The sequence below is a fragment of the Meridianimarinicoccus marinus genome (assembly GCF_040689105.1).
GTDB classification, from domain to species: Bacteria; Pseudomonadota; Alphaproteobacteria; order Rhodobacterales; family Rhodobacteraceae; genus Meridianimarinicoccus; species Meridianimarinicoccus marinus.
In genome coordinates this window covers 37,192-57,841 of record NZ_JBFBVU010000024.1, presented here as the reverse complement: position 1 = coordinate 57,841, position 20,650 = coordinate 37,192, and the positions used below count along the sequence as shown (strand labels likewise).

The 20,650-nt window shown below is 64.0% G+C and carries 21 protein-coding genes; 14 read left to right on the top strand and 7 right to left on the bottom strand.

Going from position 1 to position 20,650, the window contains the following annotated elements:
* Positions 1-123: 123 nt before the first annotated feature.
* Complete coding sequence (locus AB0T83_RS15880; protein WP_366194198.1) at positions 124-642, top strand: HdeD family acid-resistance protein; 519 nt, start codon at positions 124-126, stop codon at positions 640-642.
* Between the two features lie 88 nt (positions 643-730).
* Here the strand turns inward: AB0T83_RS15880 and AB0T83_RS15875 are convergent, their stop codons facing one another.
* Positions 731-1,606 (bottom strand): MipA/OmpV family protein, encoded by an 876-nt coding sequence (locus AB0T83_RS15875; protein WP_366194197.1) that lies wholly within the window; start codon positions 1,604-1,606, stop codon positions 731-733.
* Between the two features lie 111 nt (positions 1,607-1,717).
* Between AB0T83_RS15875 and leuD the strand changes: the two genes are divergently transcribed.
* The 10 genes from leuD (at position 1,718) to AB0T83_RS15825 (ending at position 9,281) form a co-directional block, all read left to right on the top strand.
* On the top strand, positions 1,718-2,323 hold the full coding sequence (gene leuD, locus AB0T83_RS15870) for a 3-isopropylmalate dehydratase small subunit (protein ID WP_366194196.1): 606 nt from the start codon (positions 1,718-1,720) through the stop codon (positions 2,321-2,323).
* A gap of 152 nt (positions 2,324-2,475) precedes the next feature.
* On the top strand, positions 2,476-3,279 hold the full coding sequence (locus AB0T83_RS15865; protein ID WP_366194195.1) for a class I SAM-dependent methyltransferase: 804 nt from the start codon (positions 2,476-2,478) through the stop codon (positions 3,277-3,279).
* A gap of 119 nt (positions 3,280-3,398) precedes the next feature.
* The gene (locus tag AB0T83_RS15860) at positions 3,399-4,310 is read left to right on the top strand and encodes a pirin family protein (protein WP_366194194.1); all 912 of its coding nucleotides are present in this window, start codon (positions 3,399-3,401) and stop codon (positions 4,308-4,310) included.
* A gap of 148 nt (positions 4,311-4,458) precedes the next feature.
* Positions 4,459-5,073: a ribonuclease D gene (locus AB0T83_RS15855; protein WP_366194201.1), complete on the top strand. Its 615-nt coding sequence runs from the start codon at positions 4,459-4,461 to the stop codon at positions 5,071-5,073.
* Positions 5,070-6,041 (top strand): KpsF/GutQ family sugar-phosphate isomerase, encoded by a 972-nt coding sequence (locus tag AB0T83_RS15850; RefSeq protein WP_366194193.1) that lies wholly within the window; start codon positions 5,070-5,072, stop codon positions 6,039-6,041. The genes AB0T83_RS15855 and AB0T83_RS15850 overlap by 4 nt, the downstream gene beginning before the upstream one ends.
* Before the next feature lie 3 nt (positions 6,042-6,044).
* The gene (gene lptC / locus AB0T83_RS15845) at positions 6,045-6,647 is read left to right on the top strand and encodes an LPS export ABC transporter periplasmic protein LptC (RefSeq protein WP_366194192.1); all 603 of its coding nucleotides are present in this window, start codon (positions 6,045-6,047) and stop codon (positions 6,645-6,647) included.
* Between the two features lie 21 nt (positions 6,648-6,668).
* Positions 6,669-7,181: an LptA/OstA family protein gene (locus tag AB0T83_RS15840; RefSeq protein ID WP_366194191.1), complete on the top strand. Its 513-nt coding sequence runs from the start codon at positions 6,669-6,671 to the stop codon at positions 7,179-7,181.
* A gap of 20 nt (positions 7,182-7,201) precedes the next feature.
* Positions 7,202-7,960, top strand: coding sequence for an LPS export ABC transporter ATP-binding protein (gene lptB / locus AB0T83_RS15835; RefSeq protein WP_366194200.1), 759 nt, complete (start codon positions 7,202-7,204; stop codon positions 7,958-7,960).
* 236 nt (positions 7,961-8,196) lie between these two features.
* On the top strand, positions 8,197-8,775 hold the full coding sequence (gene hpf, locus AB0T83_RS15830; protein ID WP_366194190.1) for a ribosome hibernation-promoting factor, HPF/YfiA family: 579 nt from the start codon (positions 8,197-8,199) through the stop codon (positions 8,773-8,775).
* 41 nt (positions 8,776-8,816) lie between these two features.
* A complete protein-coding gene (locus tag AB0T83_RS15825; protein ID WP_366194189.1) occupies positions 8,817-9,281 on the top strand; it encodes a PTS sugar transporter subunit IIA in 465 nt (154 codons plus the stop codon).
* 78 nt (positions 9,282-9,359) lie between these two features.
* Here the strand turns inward: AB0T83_RS15825 and galU are convergent, their stop codons facing one another.
* From galU to AB0T83_RS15805, 4 genes are all read right to left on the bottom strand, one after another.
* Entirely contained in the window at positions 9,360-10,253 is an 894-nt protein-coding gene (gene galU, locus AB0T83_RS15820) for a UTP--glucose-1-phosphate uridylyltransferase GalU (protein WP_366194188.1), read from the bottom strand.
* Between the two features lie 202 nt (positions 10,254-10,455).
* On the bottom strand, positions 10,456-11,250 hold the full coding sequence (locus AB0T83_RS15815) for a 3-deoxy-manno-octulosonate cytidylyltransferase (protein WP_366194187.1): 795 nt from the start codon (positions 11,248-11,250) through the stop codon (positions 10,456-10,458).
* A gap of 6 nt (positions 11,251-11,256) precedes the next feature.
* Positions 11,257-12,054 carry a 3'(2'),5'-bisphosphate nucleotidase CysQ gene (gene cysQ, locus AB0T83_RS15810; protein ID WP_366194186.1) on the bottom strand — a complete coding sequence of 266 codons (798 nt, stop codon included), beginning with the start codon at positions 12,052-12,054 and terminating at the stop codon, positions 11,257-11,259.
* A 102-nt stretch (positions 12,055-12,156) separates the two neighbouring features.
* Entirely contained in the window at positions 12,157-12,759 is a 603-nt protein-coding gene (locus AB0T83_RS15805) for an alpha-ketoglutarate-dependent dioxygenase AlkB (RefSeq protein ID WP_366194185.1), read from the bottom strand.
* A gap of 212 nt (positions 12,760-12,971) precedes the next feature.
* On the opposite strand from AB0T83_RS15805, the gene dnaK reads away from it, so the two are divergent.
* From dnaK to radC, 3 genes are all read left to right on the top strand, one after another.
* Positions 12,972-14,888: a molecular chaperone DnaK gene (gene dnaK / locus AB0T83_RS15800; RefSeq protein ID WP_366194184.1), complete on the top strand. Its 1,917-nt coding sequence runs from the start codon at positions 12,972-12,974 to the stop codon at positions 14,886-14,888.
* 74 nt (positions 14,889-14,962) lie between these two features.
* Positions 14,963-16,117: a molecular chaperone DnaJ gene (dnaJ, locus tag AB0T83_RS15795; protein WP_366194183.1), complete on the top strand. Its 1,155-nt coding sequence runs from the start codon at positions 14,963-14,965 to the stop codon at positions 16,115-16,117.
* 44 nt (positions 16,118-16,161) lie between these two features.
* Complete coding sequence (gene radC / locus AB0T83_RS15790) at positions 16,162-16,938, top strand: RadC family protein (RefSeq protein WP_366194182.1); 777 nt, start codon at positions 16,162-16,164, stop codon at positions 16,936-16,938.
* Positions 16,939-16,983: 45 nt separating this feature from the next.
* Here radC and AB0T83_RS15785 read toward each other — a convergent pair whose 3' ends face one another.
* Positions 16,984-18,255 (bottom strand): lytic murein transglycosylase, encoded by a 1,272-nt coding sequence (locus AB0T83_RS15785; RefSeq protein ID WP_366194181.1) that lies wholly within the window; start codon positions 18,253-18,255, stop codon positions 16,984-16,986.
* Positions 18,256-18,331: 76 nt separating this feature from the next.
* Positions 18,332-20,593 (bottom strand): ribonuclease R, encoded by a 2,262-nt coding sequence (gene rnr / locus AB0T83_RS15780; RefSeq protein ID WP_366194180.1) that lies wholly within the window; start codon positions 20,591-20,593, stop codon positions 18,332-18,334.
* Positions 20,594-20,650 lie beyond the last annotated feature (57 nt).

The window sequence follows — 20,650 nt, the reverse complement described above, 5'->3', positions numbered from 1 at the left end:
GGGGCGGACGCACCCACCTGCTCAGCCCCGCCATGGCCGCCGCCGCCGCCGTCACAGGCAAGCTGACTGACGTGCGCACCCTGGCTGACGCCTGACCCAGAAAACGAACCGGAGACCCAAGACATGAAAAGTTGGACGAAATGGCTGATCCTCGGCATCCTGTCGGTGGTCTTCGGGCTGTTTGCCCTTGGCAACGCGGTCGCGGCCTCGATGGCGGTGACCATCGTGACTGGCCTCCTGTTCCTGATCCTCGGCGGCATCCAAGTCTTCCTGGGGCTGTCGGAAGCGGGCACCGGGCGCAAGATCTTCTCGGTCGCCATGGGCGTGCTGATGCTGTTTCTCGGCGTGTCCTTCATCGCCAACCCGCTGGAAGGCGTGATCTCGCTGGCGCTGCTGGTCACGATCATGCTGGCCGCCAGCGGCATCCTGCGGCTGGTGTTGGCCTGGGGGATGAAATCGACCCCGTACTTCTGGCCGATGCTGCTGTCGGGCGCCCTGTCGGTGCTGCTGGCCGGCTATATCATCGCCAATTTCGCGGTGGCCTCGGTCAGCCTGCTGGGCATCCTTTTGGGCATCGAACTGCTGTTCAACGGCTCGGGCCTGATCGCGCTGGCCTTCTTCGTGCGCGCGCACCGCAAGTGATCCGGCGCGCGGCGGGCTGTCCCGCCGCGCCCTGCCCTGCCGCGGGCCAAAGGCGGCACCTTCCTGACATCGCCAACCGGGATCGCGCCTAGCGGTCCTTCAGCGCCTGCCGCTTGCTTTGGAAAATGCTGGCGGTGAAGCCGATGTAGCCCGAGGCATTGAAATTGCTCTCGAACAGCGGGCTGTCCTCGCTGACCGCACCGGACAGTATCCCCAGACCGACGCCGCCGATCAGACGCACCCGGCGCGACACCGGATAGCGGATCGAGGCGGTGATCTCGGTGCCCATGTAGCCGTGGCTGGCCTTGTAGCCGTCGCCATTGCTGTCATCCACCGCATAGAAGTATTCGTTGATGCCCTGCGTGCCGAACAGCGGCCCGATGGCGGCCTCGACCCGGCTGCCGGGCTTCAGCGCGCCGTTCTGGCGATAGCGCAGCACGGGGCGCACGACGAATCCCTCGTACTCGGGCGGCCAGCCGACGGAAAAGGCGCCACGGGTCTGCAGGGCCAGTTCCACCCGGCCGAGGGTGCGGTCGCCGAAGACCGGATCGATCTCGGCCGCGCGCCAGATGAATTCCGGCCCGAATTCGACCAGCGCATCCAGATCCGGCAGGGCGCCATGCAACTCGGTGCTGCGCCGTTCCACCGCCGAGTTTCCGTCAAAGGAAAACGCCAGTTCGAATCGCTCGGTCTGGAACGGGATGAAGCGCAGGGTGTCCTGTTCGCCGATCTCGAGGAACTTGCCGCGATAGGCGATGTAGGGAAAGGCAACGACGCGGGTGGCGTAGTCGCTGGCGCCGGGATATTCGGCGGTCTGCCGTCCGGTCAGGCCGATGCCCAACTCCCACAGCGGCAGTTCAAGCCGGCCGTTGTCTTCGTCATACTGGGTCTGGGCCTGGGCCGCGCCACCTACGGCGGCGGCCAGAATTGTGGCCCACATCCAGTGTCGTGAAAAACCGTTCATTGCAGCACCCTCCTCGGCGCTGGACCCCGGACCAGATTTTTGGCAGAAGGTCTGGCGGTGCCGTCCGGGCAACCCTTGCCCGGAATAACGCAATGCAGCAAGGATTCTACTATGGAAAAGTTCACGGTCGTCGAGAGTGTTGCCGCTCCGCTGCCATTGATCAATGTCGATACCGACATGATCATCCCCAAGCAGTTCCTGAAGACGATCAAGCGGTCGGGTCTGGGCGTGAATCTGTTCGACGAGATGCGCTATGACGACGATGGCAAGGAAATTCCCGATTTCGTGCTCAACAAGCCGCAGTACCGAAACGCGCAAATCCTTGTGTCTGGCGACAACTTCGGCTGCGGTTCCTCGCGCGAGCACGCGCCCTGGGCGCTGCTGGATTTCGGCATCCGCGTGGTGATCGCCCCCAGCTTTGCCGACATCTTCTACAACAACTGCTTCAAGAACGGCATCCTACCGATCGTGCTGCCGCAGGAAGACGTGGACAAGCTGATGGACGACGCCCAGCGCGGCGCCAATGCCACCATCTCGGTCGATCTGGAAAACCAGACGATCAAGGGCCCCGACGGCGGCACCCTGACCTTCGATCTGGACCCTTTCCGCAAGCATTGCCTGCTGAACGGTCTGGACGACATCGGCCTGACCTTCGAAAAGGTCGCCGCCATCGACGCCTTCGAAGCCAATGCCAGCGCCGCGCGCCCCTGGGTGTAGGCCCGGCTTTCGGTCTCAATCTTCAAGGCCCGGCCCCTGCGCCGGGCCTTTTGGTATGGCGCAGCGCACCGATGCCCGTCACAGTTCCCGCGCGGCCCGAAATTTGCTAGACTTCTCCTTGTCACATCCGAAATCGCGGCAGCGGGGGAGAGATGACAGACCCTACCCAGAAAGAGCTTGAGGCCGGCAGAGGATACGAGGCGCTTTTCGTTCCGGCGCTGTTTGCGCCCTGGACCCACCATGTGATTGCGGGGGCCGGCATTACCGACACCAGCCATGTTCTGGATGTTGCCTGCGGTACCGGCGTGCTGACGCGCGACGTCTATGCCCTGTGCGGCACTTCAGGACGCGTGGTCGGTCTGGACCCGGCGCCCGGCATGCTGGCCACCGCCCGCGAGATTGCCCCGCAAATCGAATGGGTCGCGGGACAGGCCGAAGACCTGCCTTTTGCCCAGGCCGAATTCGACAGCGTGATTTCCCAGTTCGGGATGATGTTCTTTCGCGACCTGGCCGCAGCGGCCCAGGAAATGCACCGGGTCACCAAACCGGGCGGCACCCTGAGCGTGGCCGTCTGGGACTCGGTCGAAAAGAACCCGGCCTATGCGGAGGTGGTGCGCATTCTGAAGGAAACGATTTCCTCGGAGGCCGCCGATGCGGTGCGACTGCCCTTCTGCATGGGCGATCCGGTGAGTGTGACCAACCCCCTTTCCGAAGCGGGATACGACCAGGTTTCTGTGGCGACACGGACCGAAACGGCCCGATTCCAAAATCCACGCACCATCGTCGAAGGCGAGTTGCGTGGCTGGCTGCCCCTGTTCGGCATCCATCTTGATGAACAAACGATTGAAGCGGTGCTCGATATCTCGGATAGCAGGCTTTTCAAGTATCGCAGGGCATCCGGACAGGCAGAGTTCCCCGCCACGGCCCACATCGTCACGGCCCGCAAGCCGCAATAGTCCCAGACGGTGTCGACCACCTCGCACAGGCGCACAGACAACGCGCATCCCAGCACACCCTGTGCCATTGAGCGCAGACCGATCGCGCCCTATCTTCCCTAGGGAAAGGAGATAGGCTCATGTCCATCAGACCTGTCGCAAATCAACGCAAGGCCGTGCCCACCCTCGAAGGGGCCGGCGTCAAACTGCATCGCGCTTTCGGATTTCAGGATCCCGAGGAGCTGGATCCATTCCTTCTGTTCGACGACTTCCGCAACGACCGCCCCGAGGACTTCCTGAAGGGCTTTCCGTGGCATCCGCATCGCGGCATCGAAACCATCACCTATGTGCTCAACGGCACGGTGGACCATGGCGACAGCCTGGGCAACACCGGCACGCTGGGCGCGGGCGATGTGCAATGGATGACCGCCGGGTCGGGCATCCTGCATCAGGAGATGCCGCAGGGCAACGCGCAGGGGCAGATGCACGGTTTCCAGCTGTGGGCCAACCTGCCGTCCAGCCTGAAGATGACCGCCCCGCGCTATCAGGATGTGAAGGGGGCGGATATTCCCGAGGTGATCGACGACGACGGCACCCGTGTGAAGGTCATCATCGGTGAATTCTGGGGCAAGCGCGGACCGGTGGACGGCATTGCCGCCGATCCGCAGTACCTGGACATCTTCGTGCCCGCCGGGGTGAAGAAGACCTTCAAGGTCGACACCTATCGCCGGGCCTTCGCCTATGTCTTCGACGGATCGGCGGCCTTTGCCGATGCCTCGGCCCCTACCGGTGTTTTGCTGGAGAAAGAGGTCAGCGGCGAAGAGGTGAACATTCGCGACCTGTCCGGCAACCGCACCCTGATCCGCTTCGGCACCGGGGACGAGGTCACGGTGCAGGCGGGCCCCGAGGGCGTGCGCTTCCTGCTGGTGTCGGGCGCGCCGATCCAGGAGCCGGTGGCCTGGCACGGCCCCATCGTGATGAACACCCGCGAGGAGCTGATGACCGCCATGCGCGACCTGCGCAACGGCACCTTCATCAAGCCGGCGCACTAGCCGCGCCAGCCATCCGTTCCCCCATGCCGGGGCCGACCCGTTTCGGCCCCGGCCCGGACGCTGTGTGCCAAAAGCCCGAAATACCGCCAATGTTTTGACATGGCGGGCGTGGTGGACTACCGATCCGGAAAACGACGAAGGGCTGACCGTGGCAAACCACCTTTACCAGAACGACCTCCCCGATGGGCTGGACCTTGGGCCCGTGGTGGCCATCGACTGCGAGACCATGGGGCTGAACCCGCACCGCGACCGGCTGTGCGTGATCCAGATGTCGGGCGGCGACGGCAATGCGCATCTGGTGCAGATCGCCAAGGGCCAGACCGAGGCACCGAACATTGCCCGGATGCTGCGCGACCCGACCGTGCTGAAGCTGTTTCACTTCGGCCGTTTCGACATTGCCGCCATGTATCACGCGTTCGGCGCGCTGGCGGCCCCGGTCTATTGCACCAAGATCGCCTCCCGGCTGGTGCGCACCTATACGGACCGCCACGGCTTGCGGAACCTTGTAAACGAACTGCTCAGTGTCGATATCTCGAAGCAGCAGCAGACCAGCGACTGGGGGGCCAAGACCCTGACCGACGCCCAGTTGGACTATGCTGCCTCAGACGTGCTGCACCTGCACGCCCTGCGCGAGAAGCTGGACGAACGGCTTGCGCGCGAAGACCGCACCAAGCTGGCACAGGCCTGCTTCGACTTCCTGCCCACACGGGCCCGGCTTGATCTGGAGGGCTGGCCCGACACGGATATATTCGCGCACGCATGACACAGGATACACACGCCTTTCTGGACACCGGCCACCGCGTCATTGGCATTGAAACCGAAGCACTGCGACAGCTTGATGACGCGCTGGATGACAGCTTCGGTGCGGCGGTCTCGTTGCTGCTGGAAGCCTCGGGCCGGGTCATCGTCTCGGGCATGGGCAAATCGGGCCATATCGCGCGCAAGATCGCGGCCACGCTGGCCTCGACCGGCACGCCGTCGCATTTCGTGCATCCGGCGGAAGCCAGCCACGGTGACCTGGGCATGCTGGCCGAAGGCGACGTGGTGATGATGCTGTCCAATTCCGGCGAAACCCCGGAACTGGCCGACATGATCGCCCACACCCGCCGCTTCGGCATTCCGCTGATCGGCGTTGCCAGCCGCCCCGACAGCACGCTGCTGCGCCAGTCCGATGTGGCGCTGGTGCTGCCGCAAGCGCCCGAAGCCTGCGGCACCGGCATCGTACCGACCTCGTCGACCACCATGACCCTTGTTTTGGGCGATGCGCTGGCCGTGGCGCTGATGGAACATCGCGATTTCACGCCGCAGGATTTCCGCAAATTCCATCCCGGCGGCAAGCTGGGCGCGCAACTGTCAAAAGTGGCCGACCTGATGAACACCGGCGAGAAGATCCCGCTGGTCGCGCAGACAACCCCAATGACCGAAGCGCTGGTCATCATGAGCCAGAAGGGCTTTGGCGTGGTCGGCGTGACCGATGCGGGCGGTGCCCTTGTGGGCGTCATCACCGACGGCGACTTGCGGCGCCACATGGACGGGCTGCTGGGCCAGACCGCCGAGACCGTGATGACCGCCAACCCCAAGACCGTGCCACCGCAGGTTCTGGCCGAGGAAGCGGTGCACATGATGGAAGAGCGCAAGATCACCAGCCTGTTCGTGGTCGATGGCACGGAATCGGCCCGCGCCGTGGGCATCCTGACCATCCACGACTGTCTGCGTGCCGGGGTCGTCTGATCCGTGAGCACGCACGGGAACACCTATTCCCGGCTGGTGGTGGCGGCAAAGATCCTGCTGCCGCTCGGGGCGATCGGCCTGATGTCGACCCTGTTCCTGCTGGCCCGCACCCCGCCCGAGGGCGAGGCCCTGCGCTTTGCCGACGATTCCGTGTCCGAACTGGCAGACCAGCAGCGGCTGGGTTCGCCGGTGCATGCCTCGGTCACCGCGGACGGGGCCGAGGTCAAGATCACTGCCAAGGCACTGTTGCCCGACGAGGATCTGCCGCGCGTAACTCATGGTACGGATCTGTTCGCCGAACTGCTGACACAGGATGCACAGACCTACGAGATCACCTCGCGCACCGGGGTCATGGATGACATCAACATGGTGTCGCGCCTGACCGAGGACGTGCTGATCCTGACCTCGGACGGCTACCGCATCCGCACCGATGCACTGGAGTTGCGCTCGGACCTGACCTATATGCGAACCCTTACGCCGATCTCGGCCGACGGGCCGCTGGGAACACTGGACGCGGGCCGGATGGAAGTGTTTACCGATCCCGAGGACGACACGCGCACGCGGATGCTCTTCACGGGTGGCGTGCGACTGGTATACATCCCCTGAGGGGAACGGCGGGGGTAGGCCATGCGACGACATTTTCGGATTATCCTGGGACTGGTCGCCTTGGGCCTGGCGCAGCCCGTCGCCGCGCAGACCAGCGTGGCCACGGGCGGGTTCCGCAATGCCGATCCTGATGCCCCGGTCGAGGTCACCTCGGACCAGCTCGATCTGACCCGCGATGCCGGCACCGCGCTGTTCACCGGCAACGTGGTGGCGGTGCAGGGCGACATGCGGCTGTCGGCACAATGGGTTCTGGTGGAATACGTGGTGCTGGAAGACGGCTCGCTGGGCAGCGACATCAAGACCATAACCGCGCGCGATGATGTGCTTCTGGTGACCCCGGAAGAGGCCGCCGAGGGCGACGAGGCGATATATACCCCCCTGACCAACGAAGTGGTGATGACCGGCAACGTGCTGCTGACCCAGGGCGCCAACACCGTCGCCGGAGAGCGGCTGGTGGTGGATCTGGAAACCGGCATCGGCCAGGTCGCGGGCCGGGTCCGCACCATCCTGCAACCGCAGGACGAGCAGCCGTGATCGCGCCCCGTTCCGCGAAAATGCCAGACCCGCAATTGGTGACGACCGACGGCGACATGGGGCTGCATGTGGTCGGCCTGCGCAAGAGCTATCGCAAACGACCGGTGATCCGCGATGTCTCGCTGGATCTGAAGCGCGGCGAGGTTGTGGCGCTTCTGGGGCCGAACGGCTCGGGCAAGACCACCTGTTTCTACGCCATCGCCGGGCTGGTGACGCCCGAAGGCGGGAAGGTCATCCTGGATGGCCAGGACGTGACGCTGCTGCCCATGTACCGCCGCGCCCGCATGGGAATCGGCTATTTGCCGCAGGAGGTCAGCATCTTCCGCGGGCTGAACGTGGAAGACAACATCCTGTCGATTCTGGAGATTGCGACGCCCGACCGCACCACTCGGCGCGAACGGCTTGAGGAACTCCTGTCGGAATTTTCCATCGAACACCTGCGCCGGTCCCGCGCCCTGTCCTTGTCGGGGGGCGAGCGTCGCCGGGTCGAAATCGCCCGCTGCCTGGCCGCAGATCCCCGGTATGTGCTGATGGACGAACCCTTTGCCGGGGTCGATCCCATCGCCGTCGGCGACATCCGGGCCCTTGTTTCGCAACTGAAAACCCGCGGGATCGGCGTGCTGATCACCGACCACAATGTCCGCGAGACTTTGGAAATTGTCGACCGTGCCTATATACTCCATGACGGCAAGGTTCTGATGAGCGGGTCGACGACAGACGTTGTTCAGAACGAAAATGTCCGCCGGGTCTACCTGGGAGAAGGATTCCGCATTGATTGAGTTTCGGCCGGCGAATGACAGGTATCCGAGCGCAGTTTGACTTGGGGCAATGTCTGACCTCTGAAGGTCCGATATGCTTCATCTTGCTTGCCTCGCGCCTTGGATCCGACCAAAGTTGTCGGGTCCCCTAACCGGGCCGCAGTCAGTTTTGACACTGGCGTTTACAGTTCCTTTACCAACCGGGCGATAGCCCTGTTGAGCCGGGAACCGGGATGCCGCAACGCACTGGAGGTAACATGCGTTATCAGATCACCGGGAAACAAATCGACATTGGCGATGCGCTGCAAACCTATGTGAAGACCGAAATGACGGGCCTTCTGGACAAGTATGCCGAACGTCCGACCGATGCGGTGATCGTCTTCTCCAAGAACGCTCAGGAGTTTCAATGCGAGGCGACCATTCACCTCTCGACCGGGCTGACGGTGCAGGCCAAGGCCCATGCCTTCGACATCTATCCCGCGTTCGATTCCTGCGGCGAGAAGATGGAAAAGCAGCTGCGCCGCTACAAGCGCCGCCTGAAAGACCACCACAAGGATCGTCAACAACCGGTTGATGTGATCGGCGGTTCGTCCTATGTGATCGCGGCGGATGACAGCACCGAAGACTCGGAGCCTGACTCGCTGACCCCGGTCATCATCGCCGAGATGCAAACCCGCATCCCGTCGATCTCGGTGGGCGAAGCGGTGATGCAGATGGAACTGGCCGAAGCGCCGGTGCTGGTGTTCCGCAACGAAGGGACGGATGGCGTGAACGTCGTGTACCGTCGCGAGGACGGCAACATCGGCTGGATCGAGCCCAGCACCGCCCCCGCGTGACATCAGAGACCGCTCAGCAGCGGGAAGGAAAAGCCCAAGGCATGACTCTAGGATCCCTACTGAACCCCGAGGCCGTGAAGGTGGTGGCTGGCATGTCCAGCAAGAAGAAACTCCTGCGCGATCTCAGTGATCTTTCGGCATCCGTCTATGGGTTGTGTCCGGATGATGCGGTCGATGCCCTGCTGGACAGGGAAAGCATCGGCCCGACCGGCGTGGGGGGCGGCATCGCCCTTCCCCATGCCCGCATGGATGGTCTGGACAAGGTTGTCGGCGCCTTCATGAAGCTGGAACGCCCCCTGCCATTCGACTCGGTCGATCATCAGCCGGTGGATCTGGTCTTTGCCCTGTTCGCGCCGGAAAACAGCGGCGTCCAGCACCTCAAGGCGCTGGCCGTCGTGTCGCGGGCGCTGCGCAACCCCAAGATCCAGGCGCAATTGCGGGCCAACGACGACCCGTCGATCCTGTACACGATCCTGGCGGGCGCCGAGGAATCCAAGGCCGCCTGACGCGCAAGCGCAGCCCAGACACAGGAAAACCGCCGCGGATGCCACGGCGGTTTTTTCATGCCCGGCGCTGCGCCGGGATTATTCGGCGGCGCTGCGGATGGCGAGGTATTCGTGCAGGAAGGCGCGGAATTCGTCGCACAGTTCTTCGCGGGCCAGACCGAAGGCCACGGTCGCTTGCAGGAAACCCGCTTTCGATCCGCAGTCGAATCGCTGGCCGTTGAAGCGGTGGCCGTGCACGCCTTCGGCGGTGTTGATCTGCGCGGCGATGGCGTCGGTCAGCTGGATCTCGCCCCCGGCGCCCATCTTCATGTCGTTGAGACTGTCCAGAACCGCGGGCGACAGGATGTAGCGGCCAATGACCGCGAGGTTCGACGGCGCGTTTTCGGCCCTGGGTTTTTCGACCATGCCTTTCACCGACACGGTGGCACCACTGTCGTCGGCCACGTCGAGCACGCCATAGGAGGATATCTTTTCATGCGGCACTTCCATGGCCGCGACCATGCAACCGCCGGTGTGCTCATAAGCGTCGACCATCTGCTCTAGGCAGGGGGTTTCGCTGTCAATCACGTCGTCGGGCAGCAGTACAGCAAAGGGTTCATCCCCGATCAGCCGGCGGGCACACCAGACCGCATGGCCCAGCCCCAGCGCCTCGCGCTGGCGCACATACGAAATCGCACCGGACGGCATGTCGGTCTTGTGCAGCGCCTTCAGCAGCTTGGTCTTGCCCTTTTCCTTCAGGGTCTGCTCCAGTAGCGGCGCGCCGTCGAAATAGTCCTCGAGCGCGGATTTCCCGCGCGAGGTCACGAAGATGAAGTCGGTGATGCCCGCAGCGCGCGCCTCGTCGATCGCGTACTGGATCAACGGCTGGTCCACCAGAGTCATGATTTCCTTGGGGATCGATTTCGTTGCCGGCAGGAACCTTGTTCCCATTCCGGCCACCGGAAACACGGCTTTGGTGACCTTACGCGTCATAGCTATACCCATTCCTTTACCTTAACGACCGCGTGTAAATGATGACCTGCGGCCCACCCCGTTGCAAGTTCGGTACTCCCGACCCGGCAAGGGACTACTCTGCTTTTATGACAACTTTCTGCGGCTGCACGTCCGAACCGAGTTCCGCGTCAACGAGACGCCCCATTTCATCCGACACCCGCAGGACTGACAAGACCCCACGTTATCCAATCAATTTAAGCATGGATTCGATTCGCGGAACATCTTCCGGGTTGTTCAGTTCCCAGAACGCCCGGCCGCGGCCTTCGACCTCGACACAGAGCACGGGCCAGCCGTTTTCGATAAAGCGCAATTGCTCAAGCCCCTCCAATGCTTCCAGCCGCCCTTCGGGCAACTGACCATAGGCGGTCAGCGCGTCCGGGCGATAGGCGTAGCAGCCCACGTGATGAAACACCGGCGTGTCCGCCGTATCCGCATAGTCCGCCGAGGTGTAGGGGATCACTTCCTTCGAGAAATACAATGCCCGGTGATCGCGATCGAACACCGCCGTGGTGCCGCCGACCCGTCCGGCCCGGCGATCGGCGCGAAACCCCGACAGCGCCGCGCCGTCACAGCGCAGCACCGGGGTCGCCACCTTGAAATCGGGCGCGGCCTGAAGCCCTGCAACCAGATCCTCGACGAACCATGCAGGCGTCAGCGGCGCATCGCCCTGCAGGTTGACCACGATCTCGGCCCCGCCGCCCATACGCTCCAGCGCATCGGCGCAGCGTTCGGTGCCATTGGCGCAGCTTTCGGCGGTCATCACCACCTCGGCGCCAAACGCCTCCGCCGCCGCGCGGATGCGGTCGTCATCGGTGGCGACCACGACGCGGTCGATGCCCGAGACCGCCGAGGCGGCTTCCCACGATCTTTGGATCAGGCTCTTGGCGCTGCCATCGGGCCCGTGCAGCAGGACCAGCGGCTTGCCCGGATAGCGGGTCGAGGCATAGCGGGCCGGAATGACAATGACGACGGACATGGGCGATCAGGCTTCCTTCAGGTCCACGCCCGGCGCATGGGCGATGAAGAATGGATTCTCATACCCCGGTTTACCATAGGTGAACGGGGCGTGGTTATCGAAACGGATCATCTTGCCGCCCGCACCCATCAGCACCGCCTGCCCGGCGGCGGTGTCCCATTCCATCGTGCGGCCAAGGCGCGGATAGATGTCCGCCTCGCCGGTGGCCACAAGGCACAGCTTCAGCGACGAACCCGCGCTTTTCATGTCGGCCACATTGTATTTGGCGATATAGTCGTCGGTGGCCTGATCGCGGTGGCTTTTCGACGCCACCACCAGCAGCGCGGAATTGTCCGGGGTCTTGACCGAAACTTCGGTCACCGCGCCCTTGGCATCCTTGGCGAAAGGCGCGGCCTCCTCGACCGTCTTGCCGCTGGCATCGGTATAGAACAGGCGATCCTTGGCCGGCGCATAGACCACGCCCCGGATCGGCACCCCGTTTTCCACATAGGCAATATTCACGGTGAAATCGCCGCGCCGCTTGACGAATTCCTTGGTGCCGTCCAGCGGATCGACAATCAGGAAGCTGGAGGCGGATTCGCTGTGCGAGGCGGCCTGTTCCTCGGTCACCAGCAGCACATCGGGGAAAGCGGCCCGCAGCCCGGCCGAGATCAGCGCATCGGCGGCCTCGTCGGCCTCGGTCACCGGGCTGTCGTCGGATTTCGCCTTCACGTCGAAATCCTCGCGCCCGTAGATCTCCATGATCACATCGCCGGCTTCCAGAGCCAGACGGCGCATTTCCGTTTCCAGTTTACCAAAATCCATCAGTACCACTCCACGCTATCCACTGGCCCCCTTGTTCCCCGCGTTTGCGCCGACGACAAGCGCGGACTGCGAATTTGGGCGCATTCGGCGCAGCATCGCGGCTCAGGTCACCACGCGCAAGGTCAGGTTGAGCCGACCGCCCTGCGCCAACAGCGGAGAACTGCCGAAACGGATGCGGTCGACGCCGTGATAGGCCAGCCGTCCCGCTCCTTGCAGGATCGCCACGTCGCCCGATTTCAGCCAGACCGAACGGGTCTTGCCGCCGCGCGCGGTGCCGCCCACCCGGAACAAGCCGTCGTCGCCCAGCGAGACCGACAGCACCGGCTGGCTCAGATCGGCCTCGTCGCGGTCCTGATGCAGGCCCATGCGGGCGCCCTCGCCGTAGAAATTCACAAGGCAGCATTCCGGCGCGCGGGCTTCTGGCAGCAGATCGGCCCACAGCCGCAGCAGCAAGTCGGGGATCGGCGGCCAGTCGGTGCCGCCGGGGTGTCGCGCGGCATAGCGATAGCCTTGCCTGTCACTGATCCAGCCGACCTGTCCCGCCGCCGTCATCCGCACCGACAGCGGTTGGCCGCGCGGTGTGACGTGCTGCATCAAGGGTGCCGCGGCGCAGATGCGGCGCACCGTGCCCACCAGCGCCGCTTGCGCCTTGGCGTCCAGATGGCCGGGCAGCAGGCGCACCCCGTTCAGATCCAGTTCGGGCATTTCGCCCCCCTCCGCGCCATTTCCCCGCACATTGGCCGCAAATTTCCCCGCATTCACCGGTTTTCCTGCGCCATGCGTCGCTTGCAGCCCAAAGATACGCCACCTATATACTGCCCAGTCAGCCGGAACACCGGCATCAAGTTAGGGATCGGGGACAGGCGCCGCTTCTCGGGCCGTCCCCAAACATCGCCAAAGAAAGAAGGTACATACACATGGCCAAAGTGATCGGTATCGACCTCGGGACCACCAACTCTTGCGTCGCTATCATGGATGGGTCGCAAGCCCGCGTTATTGAAAACGCCGAAGGTGCCCGCACCACCCCGTCCATCGTTGCATTCACCGAAAACGAACGTCTTGCCGGCCAGCCGGCCAAGCGTCAGGCCGTCACCAACCCGGACAACACCATCTTCGGTGTGAAGCGCCTGATCGGCCGCCGGTTCGATGACGAGAACCTGAAGAAAGACATGAAGAACCTGCCGTTCACCGTGATCAACGGCGGCAACGGCGACGCATGGGTCGAAGCCCGTGGCGAAAAATATTCCCCCAGCCAGATCTCGGCCTTCATCCTGCAGAAGATGAAGGAAACCGCCGAAAGCTATCTGGGCGAGGAAGTGACCCAGGCGGTCATCACCGTCCCGGCCTATTTCAACGACGCCCAGCGTCAGGCCACCAAGGATGCCGGCAAGATCGCCGGTCTGGAAGTGCTGCGGATCATCAACGAACCGACCGCCGCGGCCCTGGCCTATGGTCTGGACAAGAAAGAAGCCAAAACCATCGCGGTCTATGACCTTGGCGGCGGCACTTTCGACGTGACCATCCTGGAAATCGATGACGGGTTGTTCGAAGTGAAATCCACCAACGGGGACACGTTCCTGGGCGGTGAAGACTTCGACATGCGGATCGTGAACTATCTGGCCGATCAGTTCAAAAAGGAAAACGGCGTCGATCTGACCAAGGACAAGATGGCCCTGCAGCGTCTGAAGGAAGCCGCGGAAAAGGCCAAGATCGAACTGTCGTCCTCCAGCCAGACCGAGATCAACCAGCCGTTCATCTCGATGGACCCCAACGGCGGCCAGCCGCTGCACATGGTGATGAAGCTGACCCGCGCCAAGCTGGAGAGCCTTGTCGGCGATCTGATCAAGGCCTCGATGAAGCCGTGCCAGGCCGCGCTGAAAGACGCCGGTCTGTCGACCTCGGACATCGACGAGGTGGTTCTGGTCGGCGGCATGACCCGGATGCCGAAGGTCATGGAAGAAGTGACCAAGTTCTTCGGTAAGGAGCCGCACAAGGGTGTGAACCCGGATGAGGTTGTCGCCATGGGCGCCGCCATTCAGGCCGGTGTTCTGCAGGGCGACGTCAAGGACGTGGTCCTGCTGGACGTGACCCCGCTGTCGCTGGGCATCGAAACCCTGGGCGGTGTCTTCACCCGCCTGATCGACCGCAACACCACGATCCCGACGAAGAAGTCTCAGGTCTTCTCGACCGCCGAGGACAACCAGAACGCGGTGACCATCCGCGTGTTCCAGGGCGAGCGGGAAATGGCTGGCGACAACAAGATGCTTGCCCAGTTCAACCTGGAAGACATCCCGCCGGCCCCGCGCGGTCTGCCCCAGATCGAAGTGACCTTCGACATCAACGCCGACGGCATCGTTGCGGTCAGCGCCAAGGACAAGGGCACCGGCAAGGAGCAGAACATCACCATCCAGGCGTCCGGCGGTCTGTCCGACGACGAGATCGACCAAATGGTCCGCGACGCCGAGGCCAATGCCGAGGCCGACAAGGAGCGCAAGGAGGTGGTCGAGGCCAAGAACCAGGCCGAAAGCCTCATCCATTCGACCAAGAAGTCGCTGGAAGAACATACCGACAAGGTCGATCCGACCACGGTCGAGGCGATCGAACTGGCCATTGGCGCGCTTGAGGAAGCGCTGGAGACCGAAGACGCGGGCAAGATCCGCTCGGGCATCCAGAACGTGACCGAAGCTTCGATGAAGCTGGGCGAGGCCATCTACAAGGCGCAGCAGGAACAGTCCGGCGAAGCGGCCCCGGACGGGGCCGACGAACCCTCTGGTGTGGATGACGATATCGTCGACGCCGACTTCGAGGATCTGGACAACAGCAAGCGCGGTTAAGCGCCATGTGACGCCTGGACCGGTCCTGCCCCTCGGGTGGGGCCGGTTCTGTGTTGTGAAAGAGGACTGCGCAAATGGCAAAACGCGACTACTACGACGTTCTCGGGGTCGCGCGCGGCGCATCGGCGGACGAAATCAAGAAGGCCTATCGCAAGAAGGCCAAGGAATTTCACCCCGACCGGAATACCGGCGACCCGAATGCCGAGGGCAAGTTCAAGGAAGCCAACGAGGCTTACGAGGTTCTGAAGGACGCCGAGAAGAAAGCGGCCTATGACCGTTTCGGCCATGCAGCCTTTGAAGGCGGCATGGGCGGCGGCGGCGGACCGCGTGGCGGGCATCCCGGCGGGCAGGGCGATTTTGCCTCGGCCTTCTCGGATGTGTTCGACGATCTGTTCGGCGATTTCATGGGCGGCGGCGGACGTGGCGGCGGACGCCAGCGCGCCGCGCGCGGGGCCGACCTGCGCTACAATCTGCGGATCTCGCTGGAAGACGCCTATCGCGGCCTGCAAAAGACCATCACCGTCCCCACCGCCGTGACCTGTGGATCGTGCAGCGGCACCGGCGCCGAGGGTGGCGCCGAGCCGGTGACCTGCCCGACCTGTTCCGGCATGGGCAAGGTACGGGCGCAGCAAGGGTTCTTCACCGTTGAACGCACCTGCCCGACCTGTTCCGGGCTTGGCCAGATCATCAAGAACCCCTGCCCTGCCTGTCATGGCCAGGGCCGGACCGAGAAGGAACGCGCGCTGTCGGTGAACATCCCCGCCGGCGTCGAAACCGGCACCCGCATTCGCCTTGCCGGCGAGGGCGAGGCCGGGATGCGCGGCGGTCCCACGGGGGACCTCTACATCTTCATCGAGGTGGCCGAGCACAATCTGTTCCAGCGCGACGGTGTGAACCTGTATTGCCGGGTGCCGGTGCCGATGGCCACAGCCGCCCTGGGCGGCGATGTCGAGGTGCCCACCATTGATGGCGGCCGCAGCCGGGTGAAAGTGCCCGCCGGAAGTCAGTCGGGCCGGCAGATGCGCCTGCGCGGCAAGGGCATGCCCGCGTTGCGCGGGGGCGGACAGGGCGACATGTTCATCGAGATGGCCATCGAAACTCCGGTCAACCTGACCACCCGGCAGAAGGCGCTGCTGAAGGAATTCGAAGGGCTGTCTGCCGACAACCATCCGGAAGCCGACAGTTTCTTCGGCAAGGTCAAGGGCTTCTGGGACAGCATGAAAAGCTGACCCGTTAAGACAAACTTTATCCATGGGCGCGAAATCTGGTGCCCATGGAGACCTCTGACGCCTTTCGCGAACCCTTTCTGCCGCTGGATGGCCCCGCCACGCCGGTGTCGGCAGCGGTTCCTGCGACCCGGAAACCGCAACCCTCCTACATCCGCGATCATCGCAAGCGACTGCGCCAGCGGTTCCTGGACGGCGGCCCCAAGGCCGTGCCCGACTACGAACTTTTGGAACTGATGCTGTTCCGGGCCTTGCCGCGCGTCGACGTGAAGCCGATTGCGCACGCGCTGCTCAAGACCTTCGGCGATCTCACCCATGTGCTTGCGGCCCCGCCCGAAAGGTTGACCGAAATTCCCGGCGTCGGCGCTTCGGTGGTGCTCGACTTCGCCCTCAGCCGCGAGGTAGCGGCGCGGCTGGCCCGCTCCAAGGTGCTGGATCGCGAGGTTCTGTCCAGTTGGCCCGCGCTGCTGGACTATTGCCACACCACCATGTCGCACAGCCAGGTGGAGCAGTTCCGGGTGCTTTATCTGGATCGCAAGAACACCTTGATCGCGGATGAAGAGCAGGCGCAGGGCACCGTTGATCACGTGCCGGTCTACCCGCGCGAGGTGATGAAACGGGCGCTGCAACTCAATGCCACGGCGCTGATCCTTGTGCATAACCATCCCTCGGGCGACCCGACACCGTCAGAGGCCGATATCACCATGACCGAACGCATTGACCACGCGGCCTCGGTGCTGGGCATGACCCTGCACGACCATGTCATTATCGGAAAATCGCGGGAGTTGAGCTTTCGCGCCGAAGGGCTGCTCGATCAATTCTGAGCGCAGGGCTTGCGGGCCGGGGTGTACCGGCCCGTTGGGGATTGGCTAGCGCAGCGTTTTCAACAGTTCGACCGAGGCATAGCCATCGGGCACCAGACCGGCCGATTTCTGATAGTTCCGAATCGCGTCGATCGTATTGGGACCGATCAGGCCATCGACGCCGCCGGTGGAATAGCCCGCCGCGCTCAGCCGCTGTTGCAACTCCTTGCGTTCGGACAGCCGCAGGGTGCGGTCGCCGCGCGGCCAACTGGCGATGAAATCGGGCTTGCCCTTGATCCGGTCGCTCAGGTGGCCCACCGCGATGACATAGCTGTCGGCGGCGTTATAGCGCTCGATCACGTTAAAATTCTTGAAGATCATAAAGGCCGGTCCCTGCGATCCGGCAGGCAGCAGGATCGAGGCGCGACCATGGTTCGGCACCGGCTGGCCATCCATGCCGCGCACCCCCAGCGCCGCCCATTGCCGGGGCGTTTTCGCCGTGCCATGGCCCGCCAGCCCATAGTTGAAACTGCCGGGCAGCCGCACTTCCACGCCCCAGGGCTGCCCCTTCTTCCAGCCGAACCGGCTCAGATAGGCGGCGGTGGAGGCCAGCGCGTCGGTCGGATCGTTCGACCAGATATCGCGCTTGCCATCGCCGCTGAAATCCACCGCATAGGCCAGATAAGAGGTCGGGATGAACTGCGTGTGCCCCATTGCCCCGGCCCAGCTTCCGGTCATGTTGCGCGGGCTCACGTCGCCGGCCTGCAGGATCTTCAGCGACGCGGTCAGCTGTTCTTCGAAGAAGTTCCCGCGCCGCCCGTCATACGCCAGTGTCGCCAGCGCCTCGATCACATCGGTGTTGCCCCGATAGGTGCCATAGGCACTTTCCAGCCCCCAGATGGCGACGACGACCTCGGCCTCGACATCGTATTTCCGTTCGATCGCGGCCAGCGTCTGCTGATACTTGCGGTAGGCCGCGCGACCGTTGTCGATCCGGGTATTCGACACGGCACTGTCGAGGTATTCCCACAGCGCCTTGGTGAACTCCGACTGGTTGCGATCGCGCGAGATCACATTGGTGTTGTACTGGATGCCGCTGAAGGCGGCGTTCAGCGTCTGCTCCGAGATGCCCTGCGCGCGGGCGCGGGACCGGAACCCGTTGAGCCAGCGTTCAAATCCCAGATTGCTGACGGATACGGATGTCACGTTGCTGACCTCGGGTCGCAGCACAGGCCGCGGTGAAACATTGGCCGCCTGGCTGACCAGCGCGGATTCCGCGACCAGTGCCGTGGCGGTCAAACTGAAGACGACGGGTAGTAACTGCTTGAAAAACCTCATGGGGATCCCCTGTTCGAAACCCAGTATGTAGTGTTTTGAACAAAAGGTAGCGCAAATGGTGGTTTCCGGCTAGGGGTCAGCGTCGGGTGCGGGCGACCTTTCGCTTGGTCTTGGCAGCCTTCGCCTTTGCCTTGCCGACCTTGCGCTTGACCGGCTTGCCGCGACCGCCGTAGCTCCGGCCGCTGCGCGGCAGCGCCTTGCCCTCGACCTCCAGCAATTCCAGCCCGATGGCCCCGGTCAGACCTTCGGCCTCGGCCAGGCGGACCATGACCCGCTGGCCCAGCCCCAGCACGACGCCGGTGTCCGACCCCATCAGGGTCTGGCTTTCGGGATCGTAGTGGAAGAACTCCGCGCCCAGCGTGCGCACCGGCACCAGCCCGTCGGCGCCGGTATCGTCCATGCGGACAAACAACCCGAATTTCGCCACGCCCGAGATCCGGCCCGCCACCTCGGTCCCGACCCGTTCCGACAGATAAGCGGCAAGATAGCGGTCGGTGGTGTCGCGTTCGGCCAGCATCGAGCGCCGCTCGGTGTCCGAGATCTGCTTGGCGGTTTCTTCGAGGTTCTCTTCATCCTCGGGGGTCAGCCCGTCCTTGCCCCAGCCATGCGCCGAGATCAGGCCGCGATGCACGATCAGGTCGGCATAGCGCCGGATCGGCGAGGTGAAATGCGCGTATTTCTTCAGGGCCAGCCCGAAGTGCCCGAAATTCTCGGGGTTGTAATAGGCCTGCGTCATCGAGCGCAGCGTGGTCATGCTGACCAACTCGCTTTCGTCGGTGCCGGCGGCCTGTTCCAGAAGGCGGTTCAGGTGCCGGGTTTGCAGCACCTGCCCCTTGGCCAGCGTGAACCCCGCCGCCTGCACGGTTTCGCGCAGGGACTCCAGCTTTTCGGGGCTGGGTTCCTCGTGGACGCGGAACAGCAGCGCGCGGCGCTTGGCCACCAGCGTTTCGGCGGCGCAGACATTGGCGAGGATCATGAATTCCTCGATCAGCCGGTGCGCGTCAAAGCGGGGCCGGAAGGCGACCGAGGCGACCTTGCCATCCTCGCCCAGCTCGATCCGGCGTTCGGGCAGGTCCAGTTCCAGCGGCTGGCGACGCTCCCGCGCCTTTCGGATGGTGGCATAGGCAGCATAGAGCGGGCGCACGACGGTGCTCATCATCGGGACGATGCGGCCCGAGAGTTCACCATCCATTGCCGACTGTACCTCGTCATAGGTCAGCGAGGCGGCGGAACGCATCATGGCGCGGGTGAAGCGGTGGCCGATCTTCTCGCCGGTCGCATCCAGCTGCATCCGCACGGCAATGCAGGGGCGCGGCACATCCTCGTGCAATGAACACAGATCGCCCGACAGCCGATCAGGCAGCATCGGCACCACCCGGTCCGGGAAATAGCTGGAGTTGCCGCGCTTGCGCGCCTCGCGGTCCAGCGCGCTGCCCGGCGTGACGTAATGGGCCACATCGGCGATGGCGACCCAGACCACATGGCCGCCGGGGTTGTCGGGATCGTCGTCGGCCTCTGCATAGACCGCGTCGTCATGGTCGCGCGCATCCGCCGGGTCGATGGTCACCAACGGCAGGTCGCGGAGATCCTCGCGCTTGCCCAGCGGCGCTGGTTTGGCGGCATCGGCGGCGGCGATCACCTCGTCGGGGAAGGCATCGGGAATGCCGTGTTCATGAATGGCGATCAGCGACACCGCACGCGGCGCGCTGGGGTCGCCCAGCCGCGAGACGATCCGGGCCGACGGCAGACCCAGCCGCGTGCGCGGTCCGGCCTGCTCGCCCTCGACCAGCTCGCCATCCTTCGCGCCGTAGGTTGCGCCGGGCGCGACGCGGTATTCCTTGTCGGATTTCTTGTCGATGGGCAGGATGCGCCCGCCCTCGGCCCCCTTGCGGAAGATGCCAAGGATGCGGAGTGGATTGGTGCCGATGCGCCGGATCAGCCGCGCCTCATAGGCGTGGGGCTGATCCTCGATCTTTGCCAGACGGGCGAGGATCCGGTCGCCTTCCCCCAGCGCAGGCTCACCGCCGCGCGGGATGAACAGCACCTTCGGCTCGGCCCCTTCGCCGTGCCATTCCAGCGGCCGGGCATAAAGGTCGCCATCGCTGCCCACCGGCAGGATCTGCAGCACGCTGACCGGCGGCAGGCGATCCGGGTCGCGATAGGTCTTGCGGCGCTTTTCCAGATGCCCCTCGGCCTCAAGCGCGCGCAGCAGCGCCTTCAGCGGGATGCGATCTGCCCCCTTGATGCCAAAGGCACGGGCGATGTCGCGTTTCGAACTTTGCGTGGGATGGGCGGCGATCCAGTCGAGGATCTCGTCCTTGGTGGGGATACGGGTCATGAGGCTGGCCTAGCACGGGCATCGGCGCACGTCACCGGGAAAGGGCGTGCTCCCGCC

Excerpts from the sequence above, each read along its gene's own strand:
- dnaK (WP_366194184.1), top strand. The coding sequence starts at position 12,972 with ATGGCCAAAGTGATCGGTATCGACCTCGGGACCACCAACTCTTGCGTC.
- radC (WP_366194182.1), top strand. The coding sequence starts at position 16,162 with ATGGAGACCTCTGACGCCTTTCGCGAACCCTTTCTGCCGCTGGATGGC.
- AB0T83_RS15860 (WP_366194194.1), top strand. The coding sequence starts at position 3,399 with ATGTCCATCAGACCTGTCGCAAATCAACGCAAGGCCGTGCCCACCCTC.
- cysQ (WP_366194186.1), bottom strand. The coding sequence starts at position 12,054 with ATGGATTTTGGTAAACTGGAAACGGAAATGCGCCGTCTGGCTCTGGAA.
- AB0T83_RS15865 (WP_366194195.1), top strand. The coding sequence starts at position 2,476 with ATGACAGACCCTACCCAGAAAGAGCTTGAGGCCGGCAGAGGATACGAG.
- AB0T83_RS15805 (WP_366194185.1), bottom strand. The coding sequence starts at position 12,759 with ATGCCCGAACTGGATCTGAACGGGGTGCGCCTGCTGCCCGGCCATCTG.
- AB0T83_RS15825 (WP_366194189.1), top strand. The coding sequence starts at position 8,817 with ATGACTCTAGGATCCCTACTGAACCCCGAGGCCGTGAAGGTGGTGGCT.
- AB0T83_RS15880 (WP_366194198.1), top strand. The coding sequence starts at position 124 with ATGAAAAGTTGGACGAAATGGCTGATCCTCGGCATCCTGTCGGTGGTC.
- AB0T83_RS15815 (WP_366194187.1), bottom strand. The coding sequence starts at position 11,250 with ATGTCCGTCGTCATTGTCATTCCGGCCCGCTATGCCTCGACCCGCTAT.
- dnaJ (WP_366194183.1), top strand. The coding sequence starts at position 14,963 with ATGGCAAAACGCGACTACTACGACGTTCTCGGGGTCGCGCGCGGCGCA.
- AB0T83_RS15785 (WP_366194181.1), bottom strand. The coding sequence starts at position 18,255 with ATGAGGTTTTTCAAGCAGTTACTACCCGTCGTCTTCAGTTTGACCGCC.
- AB0T83_RS15875 (WP_366194197.1), bottom strand. The coding sequence starts at position 1,606 with ATGAACGGTTTTTCACGACACTGGATGTGGGCCACAATTCTGGCCGCC.
- galU (WP_366194188.1), bottom strand. The coding sequence starts at position 10,253 with ATGACGCGTAAGGTCACCAAAGCCGTGTTTCCGGTGGCCGGAATGGGA.
- AB0T83_RS15840 (WP_366194191.1), top strand. The coding sequence starts at position 6,669 with ATGCGACGACATTTTCGGATTATCCTGGGACTGGTCGCCTTGGGCCTG.
- hpf (WP_366194190.1), top strand. The coding sequence starts at position 8,197 with ATGCGTTATCAGATCACCGGGAAACAAATCGACATTGGCGATGCGCTG.
- lptB (WP_366194200.1), top strand. The coding sequence starts at position 7,202 with ATGCCAGACCCGCAATTGGTGACGACCGACGGCGACATGGGGCTGCAT.
- leuD (WP_366194196.1), top strand. The coding sequence starts at position 1,718 with ATGGAAAAGTTCACGGTCGTCGAGAGTGTTGCCGCTCCGCTGCCATTG.
- AB0T83_RS15850 (WP_366194193.1), top strand. The coding sequence starts at position 5,070 with ATGACACAGGATACACACGCCTTTCTGGACACCGGCCACCGCGTCATT.
- rnr (WP_366194180.1), bottom strand. The coding sequence starts at position 20,593 with ATGACCCGTATCCCCACCAAGGACGAGATCCTCGACTGGATCGCCGCC.